Here is a 25,000-nt window from a genome sequence, read left to right as displayed (position 1 = left end):
TCTTCCGCCAGCTCACCCAGAGCGGGTTCGGCGAGTCCGAGCTCAAAGCCGCGTTGTGGGAACTGATCTGGGCCGGCTGGATCACCGGCGACACGTTCGCCCCGGTGCGCGCCCTGCTCGGTGGCACCGGAAGCCGCAAGCGCTCGGCACCCGCGCACCGGTCGCACCGGCCGCCGCGGCTGAGCCGCTACAGCGTCGCGCATCCCCACTCCCGGCCCGCCGACCCGACCGTGGCCGGCCGGTGGTCGATCCTGCCGGCCCCGGAGCCGGACTCCACGCTGCGCGCCCATTACCAGGCCGAGCTCCTGCTGGGCCGCCACGGCGTGCTGACCCGCGGCGCGGTGGCCGCCGAGGGCGTGCCCGGCGGGTTCGCCACGCTGTACAAGGTGCTGAGCACCTTCGAGGACGCGGGCCGCTGCCAGCGCGGCTACTTCATCGAGTCGCTGGGCGGGGCGCAGTTCGCGGTCGCGTCGACCGTCGACCGGCTGCGCGCCTACTCCGACGGGGTCGACCCGGAACGGCCCGAGTACCGGGCGGTCGCGCTGGCCGCCGCGGACCCGGCCAACCCCTACGGCGCCGCGCTGCCGTGGCCGGGCGCCCGCGGCGAGGGGGCCCGCCCGGGCCGCAAGGCCGGCGCGCTGGTGGTGCTGGTCGACGGCGAGCTGGCCTGGTTCCTCGAGCGCGGCGGCCGGTCGCTGCTCACCTTCACCGACGACCCGGCCGCCCAGCACGCCGCGGCCACCGCGCTGGCCGACCTGGTCGCCTCCCGCCGCGTCGCGTCGATCCTGGTCGAACGCATCGACGGGGCGCCGGCATTGCAGCCAAACGCGGGCGGGCCCGGCCCGGCCGACGCCCTGTCCGACGCCGGATTCGCCCGCACGCCGCGCGGGATGCGGCTGCGCTGACATGCCCGAGGGTGACACCGTCTGGCACACCGCCGCCGTGCTGCGCGAGCATTTGGTCGGCGGCACGCTGACCCGCTGCGACATCCGGGTGCCGCGGTTCGCCACCGTCGATCTCACCGGGCAGGTGGTCGACGAGGTGCTCAGCCGCGGCAAGCACCTGTTCATCCGGGTGGGGCCGGCCAGCATTCACTCGCACCTGAAAATGGACGGCAGCTGGCGGGTCGGCAAGCGCGCGCAGCGCGTCGACCACCGGGCGCGCATCATCCTGGAAACCGCCACCGCCCGGGCGGTCGGCGTCGACCTGGGGGTGCTGGAGGTCCTGGAACGCGACCGCGACGGCGACGCCGTCGCGCACCTGGGCCCCGACCTGCTGGGCGAAGATTGGGACCCGGCCCTGGCCGCGGCCAATCTGACCGCCGACCCGGACCGGCCGATCGCCGAGGCGCTGCTGGACCAGCGGGTGCTGGCCGGGGTCGGCAACGTGTACAGCAACGAATTGTGTTTCCTCACCGGGCATCTGCCCACCGCGCCGGTGCGTGACATCGCCGATCCCCGCCGGCTGGTCTCGCGCGCCCGGGACATGTTGTGGCTCAACAGGTTCCGCTGGAACCGGTGCACCACAGGCGACACCCGGGCGGGCCGGCAGCTGTGGGTCTACGGGCGATCGGGCCAGCCCTGCCGCCGCTGCGGCACCGCGGTCGAGTTCGACGACGCGACGGAACGGGTGACCTACTGGTGCCCGTCGTGCCAGCGCTGAGGCGCTAGTCGCGATGGCGGCGACCCCCGGCGCCCGGCTTCGTCGCGCTTGCAATCGCCGCTAGTCCCGATGGCGGCGACCCCCGGCGCCCGGCTTCGCCGCGCTTGCGATCGCCGCTAATCGCGGGCGTGCGCGAGGAAGAACTGGGCGATGGCCTCGGACCCGTCCAGCGCGCGGGTGGTGGGGCCGATGACGGCCGTCGGCAGGTACTGCTTGCCGCCCGGCCAGGTGTGCCCGCCGCGGTCGATCTTGTAGAACACCACCTCGGTGTTGGCCGCGCACCCGGTGGACTCGTAGCGGTGCACGACGGTGCCGTCGCGGACATCGGGCAGCGCCTCCATGGCCGGATCGCCCTGGCAGCCGTCGGCCGAACGCCACTTGTCCACCATGGTGTCCGCCGAGATGGAATGGCTCAGCCCGCCGCGCCCGCGCACCGCCCCACCCTTGAAGGGCACCAGCGGGTCGGCCGTGCCGTGGGCCTCCCAGACCGCCACCGGCTGTGACGGGTTGCAAGCCACTCCGACGCCCAGGGTGCCGGCCACCGGGGCGACCGCGGCGAAGACGTCGGCCCGGTCGCACGCCAGCCGGTTGCTCATGAAGCCGCCGTTGGACATCCCGGTGACGAACACGTGCCCGGGCGCGACGCCGTAGTCGTGCTGCACCTTGGTCACCAGCCCGACCAGAAATGCCACATCGTTGATGTGGTGGCGATCGGCGGGCGAGGCGCCGCGCCCGTCGGCCCAGCTCTTGTCGTAACCGTCGGGGTAAACCACCAGCAGGTTGTGGGCGTCAGCAACGGTGTCGAAGCCCGTCAGGGCGCGCTGCGAGATCCCGCTACCACCGCCGCCGTGCAAACTGAGCACCAGCCCGACGGGGTCGCCCGCCGGCACGTGCAACATGTAGGTTCGGTCCATGCCGCCGGATCGAAAGGTGCCCGGAATGTCTCGAGCGCTCGCCGCCGACACGTGCCGCACGCCGCAGCCGGCCACGCATATCGCCACCACAGCGAGCCACAGCCACCGCCCGTATGCCATGTCGTCAGATCACCGGCAGCGCGCCGGCGCGGGCTCGCCGGTAACGCGCGTCCGACGCGGGAGCAAACCCTTGTGTGGCACACACCGCATTATCGGCGATCCCGCACCCGGCGGCACCGCGACATGCAAGCATTCGAACTAGCCCCGCCTTCAGCAAGCGACGGCACTTCTGTTCCACGGGAGTATCAGAAATGACGACCACCCAGATACGCAAGCCCGTCCGGGCGCGCTCGATCCTGGCGATCGGCGTCGCGCCGGTGGCCGGGCTGCTCGGCGTGCTGGCCGCATCCACGACCGCGAACGCCACGTCTGCCGATGACGCATTTCTGGCCGCGCTGAAAGCCAAGGGCATCAACTACGAGTCGCCCGACACCGCGGTCAACTCCGGGCACACCGTGTGCCACGAACTCGACATGGGCCAGACACCGGAACAGGTCGCCAACAACGTGTTGTCCAGCAGCACCCTGGACAGCTACCACGCCGGCTATTTCGTCGGGGTCAGCATCAAGGCGTATTGCCCCAAGTACGCGGATTCGGCCGCTTCTTCCGGATCCTGAAATTTACCGCCGGTTGACAGGTTCGTGATGCAACCGCGAAAAAATTTCAGGTATCGCAAAACGAAGAAGCTCAGGGCCGAACATGATTCCCAAACTTTTGCTCGGTGTGGCGGGCGTTGCAATCGCGCTCGGCGCATCCGGGTGGGCCACGGCCTCGGCGGCCATCGACCCCAACCCCTTCAGCCATCTCAGTTGCGCCTGCCAGGATTCGGATCCGCCGGGCAGCCCGGCCCTGCGGGACAACATCAATCAGGGCCTGCACCAAGGCATTTCGGCGCCGTCCGTGGTGGAGTAGCCCCGGTTTCCTACAGCCAATCGCGCCGCTTGAACATCACGTAGAGCACCACCATCAAAACGAGTATCACGCCGGTGCTGGCCGCGAATCCGGCATGGGTGCCGAAGCCGGGGTAGGGCACGTTCTGTCCGTAGAAGCCGGTGATGGCCGTCGGCACGGCGATGATGGCCGCCCATCCCGTCAGCTTCTTCATGACCGTGTTCAATCGGGCGTCCTGTAGCGACAGATTGGTCTCGAAAATGGTGGTGACCATGTCGCGCAACGACTCCGTCCATTCCGAGACCCGCAGCACGTGGTCGTACAGGTCGGCGTACAGCGGGTCCAGCTGCCGATCGGAGCCGTCCGAAATGCGGTGGTGCTGTATGGCATTGACGACCTCGCGCATCGGCAGGGCCACCCGCCGCAGGTTCACCAGGTCCCTGCGCAGCCGGAACGTGCGGCGCTGGAAGACGCCCTTGCGGGGTCTGCCGTCGAACAGTTCGTCCTCGATGGCCTCGATGCAGTCGTCCAGGGCTTCGACCGCCGTGAAGTGGCTGTCGACCACCACGTCGAGCAGCCCGTGCACCAACGCGCCGACGCCGTAGCGTTGGCCGCCGATCTCCTGCCACCGGCGGGTCACCTGGGCCATGTCGAAGTCGGGCGTCAGCCGCACGGTGATCAGCCCCTGCGGCAGCACGAATCCCGAGATGCGTTGCATCGACAGCATCCGCTCAGGCGTATCGACGGAAGCGGTTGCGACGTCGACGGCGTAGACCGTGAAGAAGGTGTGGCTTTCGTAGGCGGTGACCTTGACCCGCTCGGCCGCGGCGACCGCGTCCTCGACCGCCCAGTGGTTCAGCCCGAGTTCGTCGGCCAGCCCGCACAGGGTGTCGTGGTCCGGTTCGCACAGGTCGGCCCACACCAGGGTGTCGGGTTCGGTGAGGTAGTCCGAGATCTTGTCGAACTCGAAGCCGTCCTGCGCCTTGTCGCCGCGCCACACCTGGCCGACAACATTCGAAGCGATCTGCACCCCGACATCTTCTCAACCGTTGTTCACGATCGGTAAACCCGCCAGCCACTCACCCGCGCCGCGGCCGCCGACTGGCCGTGCTGATCTTGTGCAATGGAGCGATCAAACCGGTTGCAACTCAAGCCTTATCGGGCTGTGTCCGAGCACGTCGACGGCGCCTGGTGGCCGCGGTCGACGACCCTGGTCGACGAGCTGCCGGGCCTGGCGGCCTCGCTGTCCGACCGGCTGGGGCGGATCGTCATGGTGGGGTATCACCGCAACGGCTGGCACGACACGCCGGCGCTGGCGCAAATCGACGGGCACGCAATCGAATTGCTGGGCTTCACCAGTGACGAGCCGACCAGCGTCATCGTGATGGGCGACAGCGGCCGCCACATCACGCTGCATGTCATCCGGCCGGACACCGAGGAGGACGCCGCCCGCCGGGAACTCGACGCGGTGCGCGCGCCCGCCGCCGCGGTGTCGAGGCGCGTCCCGGCCGCGGTGGGCCGGTCGGTGGGGGACGTGGCCGAGAAGCTGGCCCGCCACGAGGGGCTCGGCGACGAACGGCGCACCGCTCAGATCAGGCGCTGGTGCGACGAGACGGCGCAACGGTTCATCGACGCACCGGTGCAGACCTTCGTCCCCATCCTGGTCGAGCACATCGTCCGCAACCGCATGATGGAGTCGCGCAGCCGGCGCTATCCGGCCGACGGCGGCCTGTGCATCACGGTGCCCGGAAGCTCGGCGCCGTACTCGATATCGTCGTAGTCGCGTCCCTTGCGCCGCCGGCCGCTCGCCGCGCCGCGGGCCGGGCGCATCGGGGCCATCGGGAGCATGGGCGTCTGACCCGGCCCGGCCGGCAGCGGGGAGGCCGCCGACACCAGTTGCACCGGCGCCGAAGACCCCAGCATGCCCACCGTCGCGGGCGGCATGGTCAGGTTGCCGAGCGAGATGCCGATGCCCAGCGTCGCGCGCGGCGCCATCGACGATCCGACGGCACTGACCAGGCTCGCGTCGGCCGCAGACAAGTCGGCCGTTGCCTCGGACAGGCCGCCGAAGACGTCGGCGGCGACGCCGCCCTGCAGCGCCTGGGCGGTGTTGACCTGGGCGAGGTAGGCGAGCAGGTTGACCGGGAAACCGCTCGCGATGAACTGCCATCCCCACACGCTGAAGTACCTGAACCAGCCCGAGTCCGGGTCCAGGCCGAAGGCGCTGGAGGCCGCGAGGTCTTCGCTGGCCCCGGAGATGTCGGCGGCCGTCATGATCCCGGAGTCGGTCGTCGTCGTGGCGGGCACCAGCGTGGTTTGGATCGTCACGCCCGCCGGATTGGTGACCGGCGGCGGCGGTGTGAAGGTCGGCGGCTGCACGGCGCTCGCCGAGGTGGCGGCGTAGCGGATCATCGCTGCCGAGTTGTTCACCCACATGGCCTGATATTCGGCCTCGGTTTCGGCGATGGCCGGGTAGTTGACCCCGAAGAAGTTGGTGGCCAACAACATTGCCAGCCGCGCCCGGTTGGCGGCGACCAGCGAGGGATGCACCACCGTCCAGTGCGTCAACTCGAACGCCGTGGTCATCACCTGCACCGAGGTGGCGACCTGCTGGCATTGCTGGGCGGTGACACGCAACCAGTCGAGGTAGGGTTCGAGCGCTTGGGCCATCGCCAGGGCGGACGGGCCGTGCCACGTCGTCATCAGCTCCGACAACTCCGCGGTGTAGCTGGTGGCGGATTGCTCGAGCTCGGCGCTGAGCTCCTGCCAGACGGCGGCGGCTTCGATCCATGACCAAGCACCGGGTCCAGAGTGGATCAGCGCCGAAGTGACCTCCGGCGGCAGTATCCCGAAATCCATGAACCTTTACCTTGGGGAAGAACGTGGTTGGGGCGAACGCGCTGCGTCGGCCCGTCCGGTAATCGCAGAGTGGGTGACGGCGGGATACCGTGGCGTCCTGCTGCTGGTCGCCGTTGACCTGCCCGGTGGCGGTGTACGGCGTCCGCAGTCGCGGGGCGCCATCGTCAGGGTCATCCCGCCGATGGGTTTCGAGGCATCACTTTGCCTTTGACCTCCTGGCCGAGGGCAATGTCCTCGTACTTCTGCTGTTTGCGTTTTCGCCAGCCGGTGCCCGCCGAGGCCGCCGTCGGCGGCACCATCATCGGCATCAGCGGGAATCCGGATTCCGCCGCGGGCAGCGGCGAGGCCGCGGACGCGAGCTGCACCCCGGTCTGGGTCCCCGGCAACAGCCCCACCACGGCGGGGGGCGCGGTCAGCTTGCCCAGCGACACCCCGACGCCCATCGCGCCGGTCGGCGCCATTCCCGCGCCGACGTCCTTGACGGCGCTGGACAGGCTCGCGGTCGCCGCGCCCAGGCCCTCGGACAGGCCGGTGCCGATGTCGCCGCCCACGCTCTGCAGCGCGCTGGCCGACGAGTTCTGCGCCAGGTAGCTGAGCATGTTGATGGGGAAGCCGGACGAGATGAACTGGTTGCCCCAGGTGCTCCAGTAGCCGAACCACCCGCTGTTCGGGTCGCCGTCGCTGCCGAAGATGCCGCCGAGCGACGAGTCCGCGCCCAACAGGCTTTGGCTCACGTTGCCGGCGTCCAAGAGCTGGGCTTGGGTCACCGCTTCCTCTTGGTTGGCGGTGCCGTCCGGGCTGGTGTCGGGAAGGGGCGAACTGAACTTCGACAGCTGCGTGGTCGCCTGCGAGGACGACGCCTGGTAGCGGCTCATCGCCGCCGAGTTGTTCGCCCACATGGTCTGGTATTCGTTCTCGGTCTCGGCGATGGCGGCCGTGTTGGTGCCGAACCGGTTGGTGGCCAGCAGCTGCGCCAGTCGTGTCCGGTTAGCGGTGACCACCGCCGGAGGCACTATCGACGCGCGGGCGGCGGTGAACGCCGACGCGGCGGCCTCGGCCGAGGTGGCCAGCTGCGCGGATTGCTGCGCGGTCTCGCGCAGCCAGAGCAGGTAGGGCTGGACGGACTGCAGCATCGCCGTCGCCGACGGCCCGTCCCAGGACTCGATCAGCGACGACAGCGTCGAGGCATAGGTGGAGACCGAATTCTCCAGCTCGACGGCCACACGTTGCCACGCTCCGGCGGCCTCGATCAGCGAGCCCGCGCCCGGCCCGGTGTGGATGAGCGTCGAGGTGACCTCGGGGGGTGCAAAAAGATCCATCACGTCTCACAATGCCCACGCTGAGAACACCTCAGCAAATTTGCGTTGACCGGGCCGCGAAGAACCCTGAAACTCTGCACGTCGAAGCCCGTCACCTGCGGTCGGTACCTCCCAGTTCGACTGCCCGGTGTTAGGACACCCTATACCCAAAGCTGAGGGCGATTTGACATTTGCTGGCCAGGGGCACTACTCGAAAACGGCCGCCTCCTTACACGGTCACCGAGGCGCCGCGGTTCACCGCGACGATCCGGTCCCCCAAGCCGCGGTGCTGCATCTCGCGGGTGAAGTCGGCCAGCGGCGACGCGAAGACGCCGTAATCGTCGAAGTGCACCGGGATGGCCTTCGGTAGGGCCAGCATCGCGACGAGCTCGGCGCCCTGGCGGCCGTCCATGGTCACGGTCAGCCCGAACGGCAGCCGCCCGCCGGCCGGCAGCCGGGTGCCGCCGAGGTGCAGCATGCCCGCGTCGATCGGGTCGAACCGGGCGGGGATCTCCTTGAGCTCCTCGATCAGCAGGGTGTCCCCGGAGATGTAGAGCCGGCGGCGGGGCGCTGCAGGGCCTTCCCCGAACTCCACCATGGTGCCCATCACCGGCGGGAGTAGGCGCTGGCTCCATCCCGGCGCGTGACGCCCGGGCAGCGACGTGAGGGTCAGCGTGGTGCCGCCTTTGGTCATCGTGTGCTGCTGCCAGGTCCGCAGGCCGCGCGCCTGGGCGAACCCGCGCCTGTGCAGCCGTTGGGCGGCGTGCGGGGTGGTGACGACGGGCAAACCGTGGTCGAGGCCCCGCTGCGACACCCTGTCCCAGTGATCGCCGTGCATGTGTGACAGCACGATCGCGTCGATCGGCGGGAGCTCGTCGATGCGCAACGCCGGCTCCTTGAGCCGCTTGGACACCAGCCCGTGGCCAAGGTAGGCGCGTTGCCCCCGGTGCAGAAAGTTGGGATCGGTCAGCAGCGTCAGCCCACCCGCCGAGATGAGGGTGGTGGCGTTGCCGACATACGTGACGGTGATGTCCATAGCCGCTGGCTACCCCGTCCCGCGCCGTCCATGCCGCTAGAAGGGCGGCGGGTCGTCGGCGCCCGGCGGAGCGGGCCCGTAACTTTCGGACCCGGTCGCTCCTTCGGGCATGGTCGGGGTTTGGGCCCGCCGGGCCAGCCGGCTGTCGCGGTTGTGCCGGCGTTCGGTGGCCACGCGCGCGGCGCGCTCCTGGGCGCGGGTGCGGCGGCGTTTGGGCATCATCGCCGTGCGCTCGGCGCAGTAGTCGCGGGGCGGGTCGGCTTCGGTGGCCGATATCGCGCCGGTGGGCGCGCAGAGTTGGGGGAACAGCAGCGCGCTGCCCGGCGTGGTGACATGGGTGCGTCCGGCCGGTGAGGTCAGGATCAGGGTGCCGTCGGGCAGCTGCTGTTCCTGCCAGCCCCAGAAGGTTTTCACCAAATGATGGGTGCGGCACAGCGCCTTGAGGTTCGAGGCGTGCGTCGGACCGCCGTCGGCGTAGGGGATCGTATGGTCGAGGTCGCAGTTCACGGCGGGCTGATCACAGCCGGGCCAGCGACACGTCAAGTCCCGGCACCGCACGAAATCGGCCAGCGCCTTGGACGGCACATAACCGGGCTCCGGCGGCGCACCACCGGGATGAACCAGCGGCACCAGCGTGGCCGAGCCGGCCAGCTCGGCGAGCAGCTCCGGTGAGATCAGGCCCTCGGCGCCCAGCTCGCAGGCCGGCGCCAAGCCGCAACCATCCAGGGCGGCCCGCTCGGCGACCACATGAATCACCACCGGGCCCGCGGGCCGTTTGCCGGCCACACAGTCGGCGCGCCCGCAGCGACAGCCCAGCCGGTCCGCCCCGCCCGCCAACGCGCCCAGCGCATCGGCGCGGCGCTGCTCGCGGGTGCGCGGGTCGTGCTCACACACCGTGGCCGCCAACGCGTTCAGGCGCCGGTCCAGCGCATGGGCGTCCGGGGCGAGCAGGGTGCCCTCCAGATGCGCCAACCCCTCCCCCATGTCGGCGACCCACACCTCACGCCCGGCCGCGCGCTCCTTGCGCCGCCGCACCGCATCCACATCAGCGCGAGCCACCACCTTGTCCACCTGCACCGCCAACCGGCCCTGGCTCATCGACGGCCACCTGGTCACGGTGGCCGCCAACTCCGCGTCCACGGCGCCCAACACCTCAGGATCGGTGATCAGGTCCGTACGAAACACCAAGGTGGCGAACATCCGAAAGTCGATATCCCCGGACTTGAACACCGCACCCACCTTCGGCAACCGTTCCCGCATCGCCCGCGCGTACCGCACCCGGCTGGCGGCCAACCCCTGGCTGATCCGCAGCTCGGCGGCCACCTCCGCACCCACCGCCGCCTCGGTGTCCACCGCCCACTCCTCGGTCTCGGCACACCGCGACAACCGATAGGCGAACAACTCACCAATCGCCACCAACTGCGCGGCCGCCGCCCGATTCTCCGCCCGCGCCACCGCACCGATCCGCTCCAGCAACCCCGTCGACACCGGCGTGGTCGACGGATAATGCCGCTCGAACTGCTCATCGAACCGCGCGGTGACATCTTCGAACATACATTCGATCATGCCATTGGCCACCGACACGCGTGAGCACCCCGGCGAAAAGAACGGCTAGGGCTCCGCGCGACGGCTGACGAACTCGCGTCGCACACCGGTGAGCGGATCGGTGAACTCGATCCGTTGCGCCAGCAGCCGCAGCGGCGTGCTGAAGTCGTCGGACGCTACATCGACCACGTCGGGATACAACGGATCCCCGTCGATCGGGATGCCCAGCGAGGCCATGTGCACGCGCAGCTGGTGGGTGCGCCCGGTGCGCGGCGTCAGCCGGTACAGCCCGTCCGGCGATAGCAGCTCCACCCGCGTCTCGGCATTGGGCGCGCCCGGCTCGCAGAACGCCTGTAAGTGCCCGCGGCGCTTGATGATTCGGCTCGTCACCACGCGCGGCAGCTCCAGCTCCGGATCGACGGCGGCCCGGGCCAGATAGGTCTTGCTCACCAGGCCGCGGGAGAACAGCGTCTGGTAGGCGCCGCGCACCTCGCGCCGCGCGGTGAACAGCAACACCCCGGCGGTCAGCCGGTCGAGCCGGTGCGCCGGGCTCAGCTCGGGCAGCCCGAGCTCGCGCCTGAGCCGAACCAGCGCGGTCTGCGCGACGTGGCGCCCGCGCGGCATGGTGGCCAGAAAGTGCGGCTTGTCGACGACCACGATGTCGGCGTCGCGATGCAGTATTGGGATGTCGAACGGGACGGGCACCTCGTCGGGCAGCTCGCGATACAGGTAGACGCTCGCACCGGCGGGAAGCACTGTGGCACAGTCGATTACCGCGCCATCGGCGGCGACGACCTCGCCGGCCAGCACCTTGGCGCGGGCCCGCGCACCGAACCGGGCGGTCAGTTCGGCCAGTACCTGCCCGCCCCGCAGCCGCACCCGCGCGGGGCCCAAGCCATCGCGGACCGGAAGCGGCGCTGGCCTCAACTGAGCGGGACCGGCTCGAGGATCTCGGCGCGCGCCTCGGGGGCGCTGGCCCGCAATTCGTCGGCGGACACGTCGTCGGGCTGGGCCTGGGACAGGATCTCGGCCTCCACCCGGGCGGTGTAGTTCGCGACCTCACGCTCGATGTCCTCGGCCGACCAGCCCAGCACCGGCGCGACCACGTCGGCGACCTCGCGGGCGCAGTCGACGCCGCGGTGCGAGTATTCGATGGAGATGCGCATCCGGCGGGCCAGGATGTCCTCCAAATGCAATGCGCCCTCGGCGGTTACGGCATACAGCGCCTCCACCCGCAGGTAGCCCGGGGCCTCCTTGATCGGGTTGAGCAGGTCGGGCCTGTCGGCCGCCAGCGCCAGCACGTCGCCGATCAGCGAGCCGTAGCGGTCCAGCAGATGACGCACCCGGTAGGGATGCAGACCCTGCAACTCGGCGACGTGCTCGGCCTGGTTGATCAGCGCGAAATAGCCGTCGGCGCCGAGCAGGCTGACCTTCTCGGTGATCGACGGCGCCACCCGGGCCGGAATGAATTGGGCCGCAGCGTCAATCGCGTCGGCGGCCATCACCCGATAGGTGGTGTACTTGCCCCCGGCGATCGCGACCAGACCCGGCGCGGGCACCGCCACGGCGTGCTCCCGGGACAGCTTGGAGGTCTCCTCGCTCTCCCCGGCCAGCAGCGGGCGCAGTCCCGCGTACACCCCGTCGATGTCGGCGTGGGTGAGCGGGATGGCCAGCACCGTGTTGACGGTCTCCAAGATGTAGTCGATGTCGGCCTTGGTGGCCGCGGGGTGGGCCAGGTCGAGATTCCAGTCGGTGTCGGTGGTCCCGATGATCCAGTGGCTGCCCCACGGGATGACGAACATCACCGACTTCTCGGTGCGCAGGATGATCGCGACGTCGCTGACGATGCGGTCGCGCGGCACCACCACGTGCACGCCCTTGGACGCCCGGACCTGAAATCGCCCGCGCTGCTTGGACAATGCCTGGATCTCGTCGGTCCACACGCCGGTCGCGTTGACCACCACGTGCCCGCGGACCTCGGTGATCGCGCCGTCCTCGGAGTCGCGCACCCGCACGCCGGTCACCCGATCGCCCTCGCGCAGCATGGCGACCACCTGGGTGGAGGTGCGCACCACCACACCGTAATGGGCGGCGGTGCGTGCGACGGTCATGGTGTGCCGGGCGTCGTCGACAACCGTGTCGTAGTAACGGATTCCACCGATCAGCGAGCTGCGCTTCAGCCCGGGGCTCAACCGCAGCGCGCCGGCACGGGTCAAATGTTTTTGCGCCGGAACGGATTTCGCGCCGCCGAGCCGGTCGTACAGAAAGATCCCGGCGGCGATGTAGGGGCGCTCCCACATGCGATTGGTCAGCGGGAACAGAAACGGCATCGGCTTGACCAGATGCGGCGCCAGCGTGGTCAGCGACAACTCGCGCTCGTAGAGCGCCTCGCGGACCAGCCCGAACTCCAGCTGTTCGAGGTAGCGCAGGCCGCCGTGGAACATCTTCGACGAGCGGCTCGAGGTGCCCGAGGCGAAGTCGCGCGCTTCCACCAGCGCCACCTTGAGCCCGCGGGTCGCGGCGTCCAGCGCGCAGCCCGACCCCACCACGCCGCCGCCGATCACCACCACGTCGAACTGCTCGGCGCCCAACCGCTGCCAGGCCTCCTGGCGCTGCCGCGGTCCCAGCACGGATACCGGGGAGCTGCGCTGGGTGGGATCAGTCACGACCAGGACTCCTCACTGGGGAAACTCCTCCTCGGTTACCGGTCAGTAGGACGTGCTGCACCAAGGCTAACCGCTAGTCCAGGTCGTCGTGCGCCATCAGCCGCCGCGCGGCCTCGGTGATCGAGCCGGACAACGAGGGGTAGACCGCCAGCGTCTGCGCCAGCTCGTTGACGGTGATGCGGTTGGTCACCGCGACGGCGATCGGCAGGATCAGCTCGGAGGCGATCGGTGCCACCACCACGCCGCCGATCACCACGCCGGTGGCCTGGCGGCAGAAGAGTTTGACGAAACCCTGTCGCAGGCCGGACATCTTGGCGCGCGCGTTGGTTCGCAACGGGAGCATGACGGTGCGGGCGGGCACCGAACCGTCGTCGATCATGGTCTGGGGCACCCCGACGGCGGCGATCTCGGGCCTGGTGAACACCGTCGCCGCCACGGTCCGCAGCCGGATCGGGCTGACGCCCTCGCCCAGCGCGTGATACATCGCGATCCGGCCCTGCATGGCGGCGACCGAGGCCAGTGGCAGCAGCCCGGTGCAGTCGCCGGCCGCGTAGATGCCGGCCACCGAGGTCCGCGACACCCGGTCCACCGTCAGGTAGCCCCCGCGGCCCAGCTCGATGCCGACCCGGTCCAGGCCCAGGCCGCCGGTGTTGGGGACCGACCCGATGGTCATCAGCGCGTGGCTGCCCTCGACCGTGCGCCCGTCGGCCAGGGTGACCAGCACGCCGTCCTCGGTGCGGGTGACCGATTGCGCGCGGGCGTTTTTGACCAACTCGACGCCGCGCTCGGAGAACGCCTCCTCCAGGACCAGGGCGGCGTCGGCGTCCTCGTAGGGCAGCACCCGGTCGCGGCTGGCGACCACGGTCACCGGCACGCCCAATTCCGTGTAGGCGTGCACGAATTCGGCGCCGGTGACCCCGGACCCGACCACGATCAGGTGCTCGGGCAGCGCCTTGAGGTCGTAGAGCTGGCGCCAGGTCAGGATCCGCTCGCCGTCCGGCGGCGCCGACGGCAGCACCCGCGGGCTGGCGCCGGTGGCGATCAGCACCACGTCGGCCTCGTACTCGCTGGTGGCGCCGTCGCGGGCGGTGGCTTTGACGCGGTGGCAGGCCAGGCCTGGGTTGGGGTCGATCAGCTCGCCGCGGCCGGCCACCACGTGCACGCCCATCCCGAGCAGCTGATCGGTGATGTCGGCCGACTGCTCGGTGGCGAGTTGCTTGACCCGGGCATGGATCTGCGGCAGCGAGATCTTGGCGTCGTCGATGTCGATCTCGAATCCCAGCCGCGGCGCCCGGCGCAACTCGGTGCGCAGCCAGGTGGAGGCGATGAACGTCTTGGACGGCACGCAGTCGTCGAGCACCGCCGCGCCGCCGATGCCGTCGGAGTCGATCACCGTGACGCGGGTCGTGTCGGGGTGTGAGGTGGCGGCCACCAGCGCGGCCTCGTAGCCGGCCGGGCCGCCACCGAGGATCACGATGCGGGTCACCACAGCCCCCAACCTAACGAAGCGGCGGGGACCCCGCGAATGCTCGGGGGAAGACCGGCCAGCGTCGGACGTCTAAGCTTTCCCCGTGCCGCTCTACGCCGCGTACGGGTCCAACATGGATCCCGAGCAGATGCAGAAACGCGCGCCCCATTCGCCGATGGCCGGAACCGGCTGGCTGCACGGGTGGAGACTGACCTTCGGTGGCGAGGACATCGGCTGGGAGGGCGCGCTGGCCAGCGTCGTCGAGGACCCGGGGTCCAAGGTGTTCGTCGTCCTCTACGACATGACTCCGGCGGACGAGAACAACCTGGACCGCTGGGAGGGCTCGGAGTTCGGCGTGCACAAGAAGATCCGGTGCCGGGTGGAGCGGATCTCGTCGGACACCGACACCGACCCGGTGTTGGCGTGGCTGTATGTGCTGGACGCCTGGGAAGGCGGCATGCCGTCGGCCCGGTACCTGGGGGTGATGGCCGACGCCGCCGAAATCGCCGGAGCGCCAAGCGATTACGTACACTGGCTGCGCACCCGCCCGGCCCGAAACATCGGTCCCGGCACCAGCGCCTGATCGAGGCGCCCCGAACGCGAAGGACATTCGGCTGTCAATCCTGTCCGTACCGCTGATCGCCGACGCGGTGGCGCGCGCGTTCGCGGCCGCCATCAACCCGGCTCCCAAGCCCGCCGTGCGCTTCCCGGAGTTCGCCGCCCGCACCGGTGAGGTCGCGATCCCCACCCGCGAGGGCACCGTGTCCGCGACCGTCTATTACCCGCCCGCGGCGACGAACCCGCCCGTCTACGTCAACGTGCACGGCGGCGGCTTCGTGGTCGGACACCCCGAGCAGGACGATCCATGGTGCCGCTACCTGGCCGCCAACGCGGGCGTGCTGGTGATCAACCCCGACTACGCGCTGGCGCCGCGGCGCCGCTTCCCCGCCGCGGTGCATCAGATCTATGACATCGTGTGCTGGGCGGCCGGCGCCGAGCGCGACTGGGACGGCACCCGGCTGTGCGTCGGCGGCCAAAGCGCGGGCGGCAACCTGTCCGCCGCGGCGGCCCGCCTCGCGCTGGAAAACGGTGGCCCCGACATCGCGCTGCAGGTGCTGCACTACCCGCCGCTGGACCTGGTCACGCCCAGCCGCGACAAGCCCTCGGCGATCGGCAACCGGGCGATCATGAAGCCGTGGATGAGCGAGGTCTTCGACACCGCCTACATTCCCGATCCGGCGCACCGGCGCGACCGGCTGGCGTCGCCCGCCTGGGACGGCAACGCCGACGACCTCGCCGGCATAGCGCCCGCGCTGGTGGTGACCGCCGAGCACGACCGGCTGCGCGACGAGGCCCGCAGGTACGCGGAGAAACTCCGGGCCGTCGGGGCGTTGGCGGAGTACCACGAGGTGGCCGGCGTCGACCACGGCTACAACATCATGAGCGGCGCCGGCGACGTCACGATGCGGACGTACGCCCGCATCGCCGAACACGTCGTCCGCGCCACCGGTGCGCGGCCCTCGTAGGCGCCTAGGACCGCTCGAACGCGGCCGACTGCTCGACGATGTTGGTCATCACGCGCACCCCGATCGGCAGGGCCCGCTCGTCGAGGTTGAACGTCGGCTGGTGCAGGTCGAGCTGCGGCCCCACCCCCGGCCACACGCCGAGGCGCGCCATCGCACCGGGGATCTCCTCGAGGTACCAGGAGAAGTCCTCGCCACCCCCGGACTGACGGGTGTCGGCCAGCGCGTCGGGGCCGACGGCCTCGATCGCGTGGGTGAGGATGCGCGTCGAGAGGTCCTCATTGACCACCGGCGGCACGCCGCGCCGGTATTGCAGCGTGTGTTCGATAGCCAGCGGCGCCAGCAGCCCGGACACCGTCTCGCGGATGATCTCCTCCAGGCCCACCCAGGTCTGCCGGCTGGCGGTGCGCACGGTGCCCGCCAGCACGCCGCTCTGCGGGATGGCGTTGGCGGCCACCCCGGCGTTGACCGCGCCCCACACCAGCACGGTTCCGTTGCGCGGGTCGATGCGCCGCGACAACACCCCGGGCAGCCCGGTGATCAGCGTGCCGAGCCCGTAGACCAGGTCGGCCGTCAGGTGCGGGCGCGACGTGTGCCCGCCGGGCGAATACAGCGTGATCTCGATCTGGTCGGCCGCCGAGGTGATGGGGCCGTGCCGGACCGCGACCTTGCCAACCTCCAGCCGCGGGTCGCAGTGCAGGGCGAAGATCCGCGACACCCCGGTGATGGCGCCGGCCGCGATGGCGTCAATCGCCCCGCCGGGCATCAGCTCCTCGGCGGCCTGGAAGATCAGCCGCACCCCGACCGGCAGCTCGGGCACCGACGCCAGCACCAGGGCGGTGCCCAGCAGGATCGCGGTGTGCGCGTCGTGACCGCAGGCGTGCGCCACGTTGGGCATGGTGGAGGCGTAGGGGGCGTCGGTGCGCTCGGCCATCGGCAGGGCGTCCATGTCGGCCCGCAACGCGATCCGGGGCTCGTGTTCGGGCCCGAGGTCGCACACCAGCCCCGTCCCGCCGGGCAGCACCTTGGGGTTGAGGCCGGCCTCGGCCAGCCGCTCGGCGACGAACTGGGTGGTGGCGTACTCCTGGCGGCCCAGCTCGGGATAGCGGTGAATGTGCCGGCGCCAGTCGACCAGGTCTTGGTGGTGGGCGGCCAGCCACGAATCGGCGGCGTCGACCAGGCTCATGATCGCGCCCCGGACCGCCGGCGCTCCCGCGCGTCCATCACCCGGTCGCGCTGGGCGGGCGTCTGGGCCAGCTGAACAACCGTGCGCGCCAACATGATCGCGCCCTCGACGACCGCGCGGTCGGCGCTGGGGCCGGCGGCGGCGTCGGCGAAGGCGCGCTGGTGCACCATCGCGCCGCCGGCGTCGACCCCGACGATCGGGTGGATCCCCGGCAGCACCTGCGTCACGTTGCCCATGTCGGTGCTGCCCATGGGCAGCGCGGACTCGTACTCGCGGGCGACCGGCTCGCGGCCCAGCCGACACATCTCCTCGCGGAAGACGTCGGCCAACCACTCGTCGGGCCGCAGCGCGTCGTAGGCGGGTGCGGGATTGTCGATCTCGTATTCGCAGCCGGTGGCCAGTGCGCCCGCGGCGAAGCAGGCGTACACCCGGCCCTCCAGCTCACGCAGCGAATCGGATTCCACCGCGCGCATCGCGTACTGAACCGCCGCGCGGCCGGGGATCACGTTGACGGCCTGCCCGCCGTTGGTGACGATGCCGTGCACCAGCTGCCCCGGCGCCAATTGCTGGCGCAGCAGGCCGATGGCCACCTGCGCGACGGTCACCGCGTCGACGGCGTTGACGCCCAGCTGCGGCGCCACGGCGGCGTGCGATTCCTTGCCGCGGTAGTTCACCGTCGCCTCGGACAGGGCCAGCGAGCGGGCCGCCGCGATGTCGACCGGCCCCGGATGCAGCATGACCGCCGCGGCGATGTCGTCGAACACCCCGGCGTCGAGCAGCAGCGCCTTGCCGCCGCCGGCCTCCTCGGCCGGCGTCCCCAGCAGCGACACCCGCAGCCCGAGCTCGTCGGCCACGTCGGCCAGTGCCAGCGCCGTGCCCACCGCCGACGCCGCGATGATGTTGTGGCCGCAGGCGTGACCGATCTCGGGCAGCGCGTCGTATTCGGCGCAGACGCCGATGGTCAGCGGCCCGCTGCCGAAGTCGGCGCGAAAGGCGGTGTCCAGCCCGCCGGCGGCCGCGGTGATCTCGAAGCCGCGCTCGGCGACCAGCGCCTGCGCCTTGGCGCAGCTGCGATGCTCGGCGAAGGCCAGCTCGGGCTCGGCGTGGATGGCATGGGACAACTCGACCAGGTCGGCACCACGTCGCCGCACCACAGCCTCAACACTGTCTAACGGGGTTGTGGGCACTCTCGCAGTATGTCACTCACCGGTCGGCGGCCCGGAGGGCCGCAAAGCTACACCAGCCCGGCGATGAATCCGGCCGCCTGACCGGGATACGGCGGGTCCTCGTAGACGTGGTGGGCATCCCGGTCGCGACCGCCGACGACGCAGACCGGGTCGCCGTCGCTGCACAGGTCGATGGCGCGGCCGGCGAAGGCACCCGTCGACGACAGCGGCGTGTTGAAGCGGTTGCCGGGGTTGCCGAACACCGCGACGGCCCGGATCTTGCCGGCGAGCGCGGGATCCAGCGCCGGCGCCGATCCGAAGTTGCCGATCCGCTCGCCGACCGGCGGCACGCCCGCGAGCATCGACACCGCGGCGGCGCCCTGCGAGAAGCCGCCGAGCACCAGCCGCGTCGACGGGCACTGGTCGACCATCTGGGCGATGTGGTCGCGCGCGTCGTTGGCGCCGTCGGCGGTGGTCAGGAAGTTGTAGCTGGCCGGGTAGTTCACCGCGTAGGAATCGACGCTGCGCGACCCCAGCGCGGGTTGCAGCGCGGCGAACAGCGCGTCGCCGACGGCCCCCAGGCCGGGCGGCTCGGCGGTACCCCGGATGAAGATGAGTTGTACGTTCGGGCAGTCCGCCCTGGCCGACGGCGCCGGGCCGAGTGTGATCGAAACCACCGACAGCACAACAGCGACGGCCGCTCCCATGACCGGGCCAACCACCGGCCACTTACGAAGATTCATACGGCAAATCCTGGCATATACCGGCGACAGCTCCCCACCGCTGGGCCGATCGCCCGGCTCCTCACTCGCGCCGCCATCGGCGCTCGCCGTCGCCGGGCTAGGCTCGATCGCCCGGCTCCTCACTCGCGCCGCCATCGGCGCTCGCCGTCGCCGGGCTAGGCTCGATCGCCCGGCTCCTCACTCGCGCCGCCATCGGCGCTCGCCGTCGCCGGGCTAGGCTCCCGCTGTGACCCAAACCCCGTCCGACCCAGGCGAGCTCGCGGCCCGGGCGGCCGAGGTCATCGCCGAACGCACCGGAATCGCCGAGCACGACGTCGCCATCGTGCTCGGATCGGGCTGGCCACCGGCCGTCGCGGCGCTGGGTACGCCCACCGCCGTGCTGCCCCAGGCCGAGGTGCCCGGTTTCCGGCCACCCACGGCGGTCGGGCACACCGGCGAGCTGTTGTCGATGCGCATCGGTGCCCACCGGGTGCTGGTGCTGGTCGGGCGGATCCACGCCTACGAGGGCCACGACCTGTGTCACGTCGTGCACTCGGTGCGGGCGGCCTGCGCGGCCGGGGTGCGCGCCGTCGTGCTCACCAACGCGGCGGGCGGGCTGCGCCAGGACATGACCGTCGGCGAACCCGTGCTGATCAGCGACCATCTGAACCTGACCGCCCGTTCGCCGCTGGTCGGCCCGCAGTTCGTGGACCTCACCGACGCCTACTCGCCGCGGCTGCGCGAACTCGCCCGCCAGGCCGACCCCACGCTGACCGAAGGCGTCTACGCCGGGCTGCCAGGGCCGCACTACGAGACGCCCGCCGAGATCCGGATGCTGCGGACGCTCGGGGCCGACCTGGTCGGCATGTCCACGGTGCACGAGACGATCGCCGCCCGGGCGGCCGGCGCCGAGGTGCTCGGGGTGTCGCTGGTGACCAACCTGGCCGCCGGGCTCAGTGGCGAACCGCTCAGCCACGCCGAGGTGCTGGCCGCCGGAGCCGCGGCGGCAACCCGAATGGGGGCGCTGCTGGCCCTGATCCTCGCCCAGCTGCCCCGGTTCTAGGGCGATGACGCCCGAGGAGTGGATCGCCCACGATCCCGACCCGCGCACGGCCGCCGAACTCGCCGCCTGCGGCCCGGACGAACTCGCCGCGCGGTTCGCCCACCCGCTGACGTTCGGCACTGCCGGCCTGCGCGGCCCGGTGCGCGGCGGACCCGACGCCATGAACGTCGCCGTGGTGTCCCGGGCCAGCTGGGCTCTTGCGCAGGTACTGATCGGGCGCGGCCTGCGCGGCTCGTCGGTGATCGTGGGACGCGACGCCCGGCACGGGTCGGCGGTGTTCGCCACCACCACCGCAGAAGTGCTTGCGGCTCAAGGCTTTTCGGTATACCTCCTGCCCGGCCCGATGCCCACTCCGGTGGTGGCGTTCGCGGTGCGTCACACCGGTGCGGCGGCCGGGGTCCAGATCACCGCATCGCACAATCCGCCGGGCGACAACGGCTACAAGGTCTACCTCGACGGCGGCATCCAGATCGTCTCCCCCACCGACCGCGAGATCGAGGCCGCCATGGCCGCCGCCCCGCCGGCCGATCAGATCGGCCGGGTCCCGGTCGAACCCGCGCGGACGGATCTGGTGCGGCGCTACCTCGAGCGGGCGGCCGGGTTGCGGCGCGGGAGCGGTTCGGTGCGGGTGGCGCTGACCCCCCTGCACGGGGTGGGCGGCGCGGTCGCCGTCGAGGCGTTGGGGCGCGCGGGGTTCACCGAAGTGCATTCCGTCGGAACGCAATTCGCCCCCGACCCGGATTTCCCGACGGTCGCGTTCCCCAACCCCGAGGAGCCCGGCGCCACCGACGCGCTGCTGGCGCTGGCCGCCGACGTCGACGCCGACGTGGCGATCGCGCTGGACCCCGACGCCGACCGATGCGCCGTCGGCATCCCCGACACACAGGGGTGGCGGATGCTGTCCGGCGACGAAACCGGTTGGCTGCTGGGCGATTACATCCTGTCCACGACCAACACGCCGACACCGGTGGTGGCCAGCACGCTGGTGTCGTCGCGGATGCTGTCGGCGATCGCGGCGCACCACGGCGCGGTCCACGTCGAAACCCGCACCGGTTTCAAGTGGCTGGCCCGCGCCGACGCCGATGTGCCCGGCGGCACGCTGGTATACGCCTACGAGGAAGCGATCGGGCACTGCGTCGATCCCGCATCCGTGCGCGACAAGGACGGCATCAGCGCCGCGGTGCTGGTGTGCGACCTGGTGGCCGCGGCCGGCCAACGGGGCCGGACCGTCGGCAACCTACTCGACGAGCTGGCCCGCCGGTACGGCGTGCACGACGTCGCCGCGGTGTCGCGCCGCGTCGCCGACGCCGCCGAGGCGGCCGAACTGATGCGGCGCTGGCGGGCCGCCCCACCGGCGACGCTGGCCGGGTACCCCGCGCAGCTCACCGACATCACCGACGCGCTGATCTTTACCGCCGGCGACGACGGCACGTCGATCAGGCTGGTGGTGCGCCCGTCAGGGACGGAGCCGAAACTCAAGTGCTACTTGGAGATTCGCTGCGCGGTCGACGACGACCTGAGCGCTTCGCGGCGGCGCGCCCGCGCCCTGCGCGAGCGGCTGGTCGCTGCGGTGCAGAGCTGGTGAACAGGTTGGGCCCGAACTGGCGGTCACCGGCGTCGCCGAGGCCGGGCACGATATAGGCCGACTTGTTCAGCCCCTTGTCGACCGCGGCGGTGAACACCCGGGCATCGGGCGCCGCTTTCTCCACCGCCGCAAGGCCTTCCGGGGCGGCCACCACACAGAGCACGGTGAGATCCGTTGCGCCGCGGCGCTGCAACAGGCCGATGGTGTGCGCCATCGACCCGCCGGTGGCCAGCATCGGATCGAGGACGATCACCGGCCTGGTCGCGAGCTTGTCGGGCAGCGCCTCGAGATAGGGCACCGGCAGGTGGGTTTGCTCGTTGCGGGCGACCCCGACGAATCCCACCTCGGCCTCCGGTATCGCCGCGTGCGCGGCGTCGACCATGCCCAGCCCGGCCCGCAGCACCGGCACCAGCAGCGGCGGCTTGACCAAGCGCGTCCCGACGGTCGACGCCACCGGGGTCCGGATCCGCACCGACTTTCGCGGCGCGTCCCGGCTGGCCTCGTAGACCAGCATCAGCGTCAGCTCTCCCAGCGCGGCGCGGAAACCGGCTGCATCGGTGCGTTCGTCGCGCAGCACCGTCAGCCGGGCGGCGGCCAACGGGTGGTCGATGACGGAGACTTCCATGGGGTTGAGGGTATATAACGATCGGGCAAAGCCCTTCTGACACGCTGCGGACGTCGCAGGAAAACGCCTGCGCCCGTTCATATACTCCGGGCGTGCTGGGCGAATTTCGAAGTCCGAGAAGGCTGATCGGCCGGGCGTGCCGGGGCCTGCGGCCATTGGCCGCGGTGGCGTTGCTGGCGCTGGCGGCCAGCCCGTTGACCGCACGCATAGGCCTTGCGGCAGCGGCCATTCCGCAACCCGCACACATCGTGATCGTCGTCGAGGAGAACCGCTCCGAGAACGGCATCATCGGCAACAAGTCGGCGCCCTTCATCACCTCGCTGGCCGCGGCCGGCGCCAACATGACCCAGTCGTACGCCGAAACCCACCCCAGCGAACCGAATTATCTGGCGCTGTTCGCCGGCAACACCTTCGGGGTGAACAAGGACCTGTGCCCGGTCAACGGCGGCGCCGCACCCAACTTGGGATCCGAATTGCTCGCGGCGGGTTACACATTCGTCGGCTTCGCCGAAGGCCTGCCCGCGGCCGGCTCGCCGGTGTGCAGCGCGGGCAAGTACGCGCGCAAGCACGTGCCCTGGGCCAACTTCACCAACGTGCCCGCGGCGAACTCGCTGCCGTTCTCCGCATTCCCGATGGGCAACTACGCCAGCCTGCCCACCGTCTCGTTCGTCATCCCCAACAACGACGACAACATGCACGACGGCTCGATCGCGCAGGCCGATTCGTGGCTGAACCGCAACCTGTCCGGGTATGCGAACTGGGCGGCGGCCAACAACAGCCTGCTGATCGTCACGTTCGACGAGGACGATAACGGCAGCCGCAACCAGATCCCGACGGTGTTCTACGGCGCGCACGTGCGGCCCGGCAGCTACAGCGAACAGATCAACCACTACAACGTGCTGTCCACGGTGGAGCAGATGTACGGACTGCCCAAGACGGGGTACGCCGCCAGCGCGGCGCCCATCACCGATATCTGGGGCTAGAGATCAGGTCGCTATTGTGTGCCGCATGGCTGCTGACCTCGTCCCCATCCGCCTGAGCCTGTCCGATGGTGACCGCTACACCGTGTGGGCGCCCCGGTGGCGTGACTCCGGCGACGAGTGGGAGGCGTTCCTGGGCAAGGACGAGGACCTGTTCGCGTTCACCTCCGTCGCGGACCTGGTTGCCTTCGTGCGTTCGAACGACGACAACGACCTGGCCGACCACCCGTCGTGGAACGAGCTGCGTTCGGCGCACGCGCACACCTTCGAACCCGCCGAGGACAAGCAGTTCGACCTGATCGCCGTCGAGGAGCTGGTGGCGGAGAAGCCCACCGACGAGTCGGTGGCCGCGCTGGCCGGCACGCTGGCCATCGTGTCGTCCATCGGCTCGGTGTGCGAGCTGCCCGCGGTGTCGAAGTTCTTCAACGGCAACCCCATCCTGGGCACCGTCTCCGGCGGCATCGAGCACTTCACCGGCAAGGCCGGCACCAAACGCTGGAACACGATCGCCGAGGTCATCGGCCGCAGCTGGGACGACGTGCTCGCCGCGATCGACGGCATCGTCAGCACCCCCGAGGTGGACGAGAAGCTGTCGGAGAAGGCCGCCGACGAGCTCGCCGAAGAGCGCGAAGAGGTCGAGGCCGACGAGGACACCGACGCCGCCGACGCCGCCGATGAGGCCGTCGAGGAAGCCGCGGATCCCGACGACGAGGCCGAGGACGACGACGAGGACGAGGCCGAGGACACCGAGGAGCGGGCGACCGGCGACACCGTGGTGCTGGGCAGCGACAAGGATTTCTGGCTGCAGGTGGGGATCGACCCGATCCGGATCATGACGAGTTCTGGCACCTTCTACACGCTGCGCTGCTACCTGGACGACCAGCCGATCTTCCTGGGCCGCAACGGGCGCATCAGCGTCTTCACCTCCGAGCGTGCGCTGGCCCGCTACCTGGCCGACGAGCACGACCACGACCTGGCCGACCTGAGCACCTACGACGACATCCGCACCGCCGCGACCGACGGCTCGCTGGAGGTGGAGATCACCGAGGACAACATCTACGTGCTCAGCGGGCTGGCCGATGACCTGGCCGACGGGCCGGACGCGGTGGATCGCGAGCAGTTGGAGCTGGCCGTCGAGGTGCTGCGCGACATCGGCGACTACTCCGAGGATTCCGCCGTCGACAAGGCGCTCGAGACCAGCCGGCCGCTGGGCAAGTTGGTGGCAGCCGTGCTCGAGCCCGACTCGGTCACCAAGCCGTCACCGCCGTACGCCGCGGCGGTCCGCGAGTGGGAAAAACTGGAGCAGTTCGTCGATGGACGGCTGCGCCGCGAGTAGTCCCATCGTTTGACGGTTGCGGGCTGGACGGGAAGGTTGGGTGACGTGTCGCTTCCCGGTATCGGCCCGCTGCCCCTCTACGGGTTCCAGCGTCCGGGCCTGTTGTTGTTCGGCTTGGTGCCGCTGGCCCTGCTGGCCGTTTACGTTTACGTCGCGGCCCGGCGCCGCCAACGGCTGCACCGCTACACCGACACCCCGGTGCCGCAGTCGCCGTGGCGGCACCTGCCGATCGCCGTGTCGCTGCTGAGCCTGGCGCTGTTGACCATCGCGCTGGCCACCCCCACCCACGACATGCGCATCCCGCGCAATCGCGCCGTCATCATGCTGGCGATCGACATGTCGCAGTCCATGCGGGCGACCGACGTCGAACCCAACCGGCTCAAGGCCGCCGAACAGGCCGCCTCCCAGTTCGCCG

The 25,000-nt window shown here is 70.6% G+C and carries 23 protein-coding genes and 2 pseudogenes; 12 read left to right on the top strand and 13 right to left on the bottom strand.

All coding sequences use genetic code 11. From position 1 onward, the window contains the following. A pseudogene (locus tag A5659_RS00125) lies at positions 1 to 905 on the top strand (ATP-dependent helicase); the annotation flags it as partial. Position 906: 1 nt separating this feature from the next. Beyond that, entirely contained in the window at positions 907 to 1,662 is a 756-nt protein-coding gene (nei2, locus tag A5659_RS00120; RefSeq protein WP_066880118.1) for an endonuclease VIII Nei2, read from the top strand. Positions 1,663 to 1,778: 116 nt separating this feature from the next. On the opposite strand, the gene A5659_RS00115 is transcribed toward nei2, so the two are convergent. Then, positions 1,779 to 2,696 carry a PHB depolymerase family esterase gene (locus A5659_RS00115; RefSeq protein ID WP_067178716.1) on the bottom strand — a complete coding sequence of 306 codons (918 nt, stop codon included), beginning with the start codon at positions 2,694 to 2,696 and terminating at the stop codon, positions 1,779 to 1,781. A 191-nt stretch (positions 2,697 to 2,887) separates the two neighbouring features. Between A5659_RS00115 and A5659_RS00110 the strand changes: the two genes are divergently transcribed. Both A5659_RS00110 and A5659_RS00105 read left to right on the top strand, forming a co-directional pair. Next, positions 2,888 to 3,253 (top strand): DUF732 domain-containing protein, encoded by a 366-nt coding sequence (locus tag A5659_RS00110; RefSeq protein ID WP_066868567.1) that lies wholly within the window; start codon positions 2,888 to 2,890, stop codon positions 3,251 to 3,253. A gap of 82 nt (positions 3,254 to 3,335) precedes the next feature. Continuing rightward, positions 3,336 to 3,548, top strand: coding sequence for a hypothetical protein (locus A5659_RS00105; protein WP_066868568.1), 213 nt, complete (start codon positions 3,336 to 3,338; stop codon positions 3,546 to 3,548). A gap of 10 nt (positions 3,549 to 3,558) precedes the next feature. Here A5659_RS00105 and A5659_RS00100 read toward each other — a convergent pair whose 3' ends face one another. After that, complete coding sequence (locus A5659_RS00100) at positions 3,559 to 4,557, bottom strand: magnesium transporter CorA family protein (protein ID WP_067178715.1); 999 nt, start codon at positions 4,555 to 4,557, stop codon at positions 3,559 to 3,561. A gap of 93 nt (positions 4,558 to 4,650) precedes the next feature. Here A5659_RS00100 and A5659_RS00095 point away from each other — a divergent pair, with 93 nt between their 5' ends. Then, positions 4,651 to 5,307, top strand: coding sequence for a DUF5994 family protein (locus tag A5659_RS00095; protein WP_067022325.1), 657 nt, complete (start codon positions 4,651 to 4,653; stop codon positions 5,305 to 5,307). Here A5659_RS00095 and A5659_RS00090 read toward each other — a convergent pair. The 7 genes from A5659_RS00090 to A5659_RS00060 form a co-directional block, all read right to left on the bottom strand. Beyond that, positions 5,238 to 6,386: a PPE family protein gene (locus A5659_RS00090; RefSeq protein ID WP_066880124.1), complete on the bottom strand. Its 1,149-nt coding sequence runs from the start codon at positions 6,384 to 6,386 to the stop codon at positions 5,238 to 5,240. The two genes, A5659_RS00095 and A5659_RS00090, sit on opposite strands and share 70 nt — an antisense overlap. A gap of 170 nt (positions 6,387 to 6,556) precedes the next feature. Continuing rightward, entirely contained in the window at positions 6,557 to 7,705 is a 1,149-nt protein-coding gene (locus A5659_RS00085) for a PPE family protein (protein ID WP_067178713.1), read from the bottom strand. 208 nt (positions 7,706 to 7,913) lie between these two features. After that, positions 7,914 to 8,720: an MBL fold metallo-hydrolase gene (locus tag A5659_RS00080; protein WP_066868584.1), complete on the bottom strand. Its 807-nt coding sequence runs from the start codon at positions 8,718 to 8,720 to the stop codon at positions 7,914 to 7,916. A 36-nt stretch (positions 8,721 to 8,756) separates the two neighbouring features. Further along, positions 8,757 to 10,274 carry an HNH endonuclease signature motif containing protein gene (locus tag A5659_RS00075; RefSeq protein WP_067178717.1) on the bottom strand — a complete coding sequence of 506 codons (1,518 nt, stop codon included), beginning with the start codon at positions 10,272 to 10,274 and terminating at the stop codon, positions 8,757 to 8,759. Positions 10,275 to 10,331: 57 nt separating this feature from the next. Continuing rightward, positions 10,332 to 11,192 (bottom strand): pseudouridine synthase, encoded by an 861-nt coding sequence (locus tag A5659_RS00070; protein WP_067022324.1) that lies wholly within the window; start codon positions 11,190 to 11,192, stop codon positions 10,332 to 10,334. Further along, positions 11,189 to 12,931, bottom strand: a complete 1,743-nt coding sequence (locus A5659_RS00065) for a glycerol-3-phosphate dehydrogenase/oxidase (protein ID WP_066859680.1) — start codon at positions 12,929 to 12,931, stop codon at positions 11,189 to 11,191. The genes A5659_RS00070 and A5659_RS00065 overlap by 4 nt, the downstream gene beginning before the upstream one ends. A gap of 73 nt (positions 12,932 to 13,004) precedes the next feature. Next, positions 13,005 to 14,420, bottom strand: coding sequence for an NAD(P)H-quinone dehydrogenase (locus A5659_RS00060; RefSeq protein ID WP_067022322.1), 1,416 nt, complete (start codon positions 14,418 to 14,420; stop codon positions 13,005 to 13,007). Positions 14,421 to 14,502: 82 nt separating this feature from the next. On the opposite strand from A5659_RS00060, the gene A5659_RS00055 reads away from it, so the two are divergent. Both A5659_RS00055 and A5659_RS00050 read left to right on the top strand, forming a co-directional pair. Next, positions 14,503 to 14,982 (top strand): gamma-glutamylcyclotransferase, encoded by a 480-nt coding sequence (locus tag A5659_RS00055; RefSeq protein WP_066868955.1) that lies wholly within the window; start codon positions 14,503 to 14,505, stop codon positions 14,980 to 14,982. Between the two features lie 115 nt (positions 14,983 to 15,097). Then, positions 15,098 to 15,925 (top strand): alpha/beta hydrolase, encoded by an 828-nt coding sequence (locus A5659_RS00050; protein WP_067025725.1) that lies wholly within the window; start codon positions 15,098 to 15,100, stop codon positions 15,923 to 15,925. Positions 15,926 to 15,929: 4 nt separating this feature from the next. On the opposite strand, the gene A5659_RS00045 is transcribed toward A5659_RS00050, so the two are convergent. The 3 genes from A5659_RS00045 to A5659_RS00035 are packed head-to-tail and all read right to left on the bottom strand — an operon-like array spanning position 15,930 to position 18,957. Then, positions 15,930 to 17,108: an amidohydrolase gene (locus A5659_RS00045; protein WP_066868952.1), complete on the bottom strand. Its 1,179-nt coding sequence runs from the start codon at positions 17,106 to 17,108 to the stop codon at positions 15,930 to 15,932. Then, positions 17,105 to 18,295, bottom strand: a complete 1,191-nt coding sequence (locus A5659_RS00040) for a M20 family metallopeptidase (protein WP_067178712.1) — start codon at positions 18,293 to 18,295, stop codon at positions 17,105 to 17,107. Before A5659_RS00040 ends, A5659_RS00045 begins: the two co-directional genes overlap by 4 nt. 47 nt (positions 18,296 to 18,342) lie before the next feature. Beyond that, positions 18,343 to 18,957, bottom strand: a complete 615-nt coding sequence (locus tag A5659_RS00035; protein ID WP_197497854.1) for a cutinase family protein — start codon at positions 18,955 to 18,957, stop codon at positions 18,343 to 18,345. Positions 18,958 to 19,243: 286 nt separating this feature from the next. Here A5659_RS00035 and A5659_RS00030 point away from each other — a divergent pair, with 286 nt between their 5' ends. Beyond that, positions 19,244 to 20,059, top strand: coding sequence for a purine-nucleoside phosphorylase (locus tag A5659_RS00030; RefSeq protein WP_066880138.1), 816 nt, complete (start codon positions 19,244 to 19,246; stop codon positions 20,057 to 20,059). A 4-nt stretch (positions 20,060 to 20,063) separates the two neighbouring features. Further along, positions 20,064 to 21,644, top strand: a complete 1,581-nt coding sequence (locus A5659_RS00025; protein ID WP_067178711.1) for a phospho-sugar mutase — start codon at positions 20,064 to 20,066, stop codon at positions 21,642 to 21,644. Here the strand turns inward: A5659_RS00025 and upp are convergent. Continuing rightward, positions 21,535 to 22,269, bottom strand: a complete 735-nt coding sequence (gene upp, locus A5659_RS26590) for a uracil phosphoribosyltransferase (protein WP_082975856.1) — start codon at positions 22,267 to 22,269, stop codon at positions 21,535 to 21,537. The two genes, A5659_RS00025 and upp, sit on opposite strands and share 110 nt — an antisense overlap. 164 nt (positions 22,270 to 22,433) lie before the next feature. On the opposite strand from upp, the gene A5659_RS00015 reads away from it, so the two are divergent. From A5659_RS00015 to A5659_RS00005, 3 genes and pseudogenes are all read left to right on the top strand, one after another. Further along, the gene (locus A5659_RS00015; RefSeq protein WP_067025728.1) at positions 22,434 to 23,252 is read left to right on the top strand and encodes an alkaline phosphatase family protein; all 819 of its coding nucleotides are present in this window, start codon (positions 22,434 to 22,436) and stop codon (positions 23,250 to 23,252) included. Between the two features lie 25 nt (positions 23,253 to 23,277). Next, entirely contained in the window at positions 23,278 to 24,585 is a 1,308-nt protein-coding gene (locus tag A5659_RS00010; RefSeq protein WP_067178710.1) for a primosomal protein, read from the top strand. A 45-nt stretch (positions 24,586 to 24,630) separates the two neighbouring features. Next, a pseudogene (locus tag A5659_RS00005) lies at positions 24,631 to 25,000 on the top strand (hypothetical protein); the annotation flags it as partial.

The organism is Mycobacterium sp. 1165196.3 (genome assembly GCF_001673415.1).
Lineage (GTDB): Bacteria > Actinomycetota > Actinomycetes > Mycobacteriales > Mycobacteriaceae > Mycobacterium > Mycobacterium europaeum_A.
Note: the sequence above shows the minus strand (reverse complement) of the source record. Positions and strands in the feature narration are given on the sequence as shown.

What these genes read in the sequence shown, in the direction of transcription:
- nei2 (WP_066880118.1), top strand. Translation starts at nt 907, where the DNA reads ATGCCCGAGGGTGACACCGTCTGGCACACCGCCGCCGTGCTGCGCGAG.
- A5659_RS00115 (WP_067178716.1), bottom strand. Translation starts at nt 2,696, where the DNA reads ATGGCATACGGGCGGTGGCTGTGGCTCGCTGTGGTGGCGATATGCGTG.
- A5659_RS00110 (WP_066868567.1), top strand. Translation starts at nt 2,888, where the DNA reads ATGACGACCACCCAGATACGCAAGCCCGTCCGGGCGCGCTCGATCCTG.
- A5659_RS00105 (WP_066868568.1), top strand. Translation starts at nt 3,336, where the DNA reads ATGATTCCCAAACTTTTGCTCGGTGTGGCGGGCGTTGCAATCGCGCTC.
- A5659_RS00095 (WP_067022325.1), top strand. Translation starts at nt 4,651, where the DNA reads ATGGAGCGATCAAACCGGTTGCAACTCAAGCCTTATCGGGCTGTGTCC.
- A5659_RS00090 (WP_066880124.1), bottom strand. Translation starts at nt 6,386, where the DNA reads ATGGATTTCGGGATACTGCCGCCGGAGGTCACTTCGGCGCTGATCCAC.
- A5659_RS00085 (WP_067178713.1), bottom strand. Translation starts at nt 7,705, where the DNA reads ATGGATCTTTTTGCACCCCCCGAGGTCACCTCGACGCTCATCCACACC.
- A5659_RS00080 (WP_066868584.1), bottom strand. Translation starts at nt 8,720, where the DNA reads ATGGACATCACCGTCACGTATGTCGGCAACGCCACCACCCTCATCTCG.
- A5659_RS00075 (WP_067178717.1), bottom strand. Translation starts at nt 10,274, where the DNA reads ATGTTCGAAGATGTCACCGCGCGGTTCGATGAGCAGTTCGAGCGGCAT.
- A5659_RS00045 (WP_066868952.1), bottom strand. Translation starts at nt 17,108, where the DNA reads ATGAGCCTGGTCGACGCCGCCGATTCGTGGCTGGCCGCCCACCACCAA.
- A5659_RS00025 (WP_067178711.1), top strand. Translation starts at nt 20,064, where the DNA reads ATGACGCCCGAGGAGTGGATCGCCCACGATCCCGACCCGCGCACGGCC.
- upp (WP_082975856.1), bottom strand. Translation starts at nt 22,269, where the DNA reads ATGGAAGTCTCCGTCATCGACCACCCGTTGGCCGCCGCCCGGCTGACG.
- A5659_RS00010 (WP_067178710.1), top strand. Translation starts at nt 23,278, where the DNA reads ATGGCTGCTGACCTCGTCCCCATCCGCCTGAGCCTGTCCGATGGTGAC.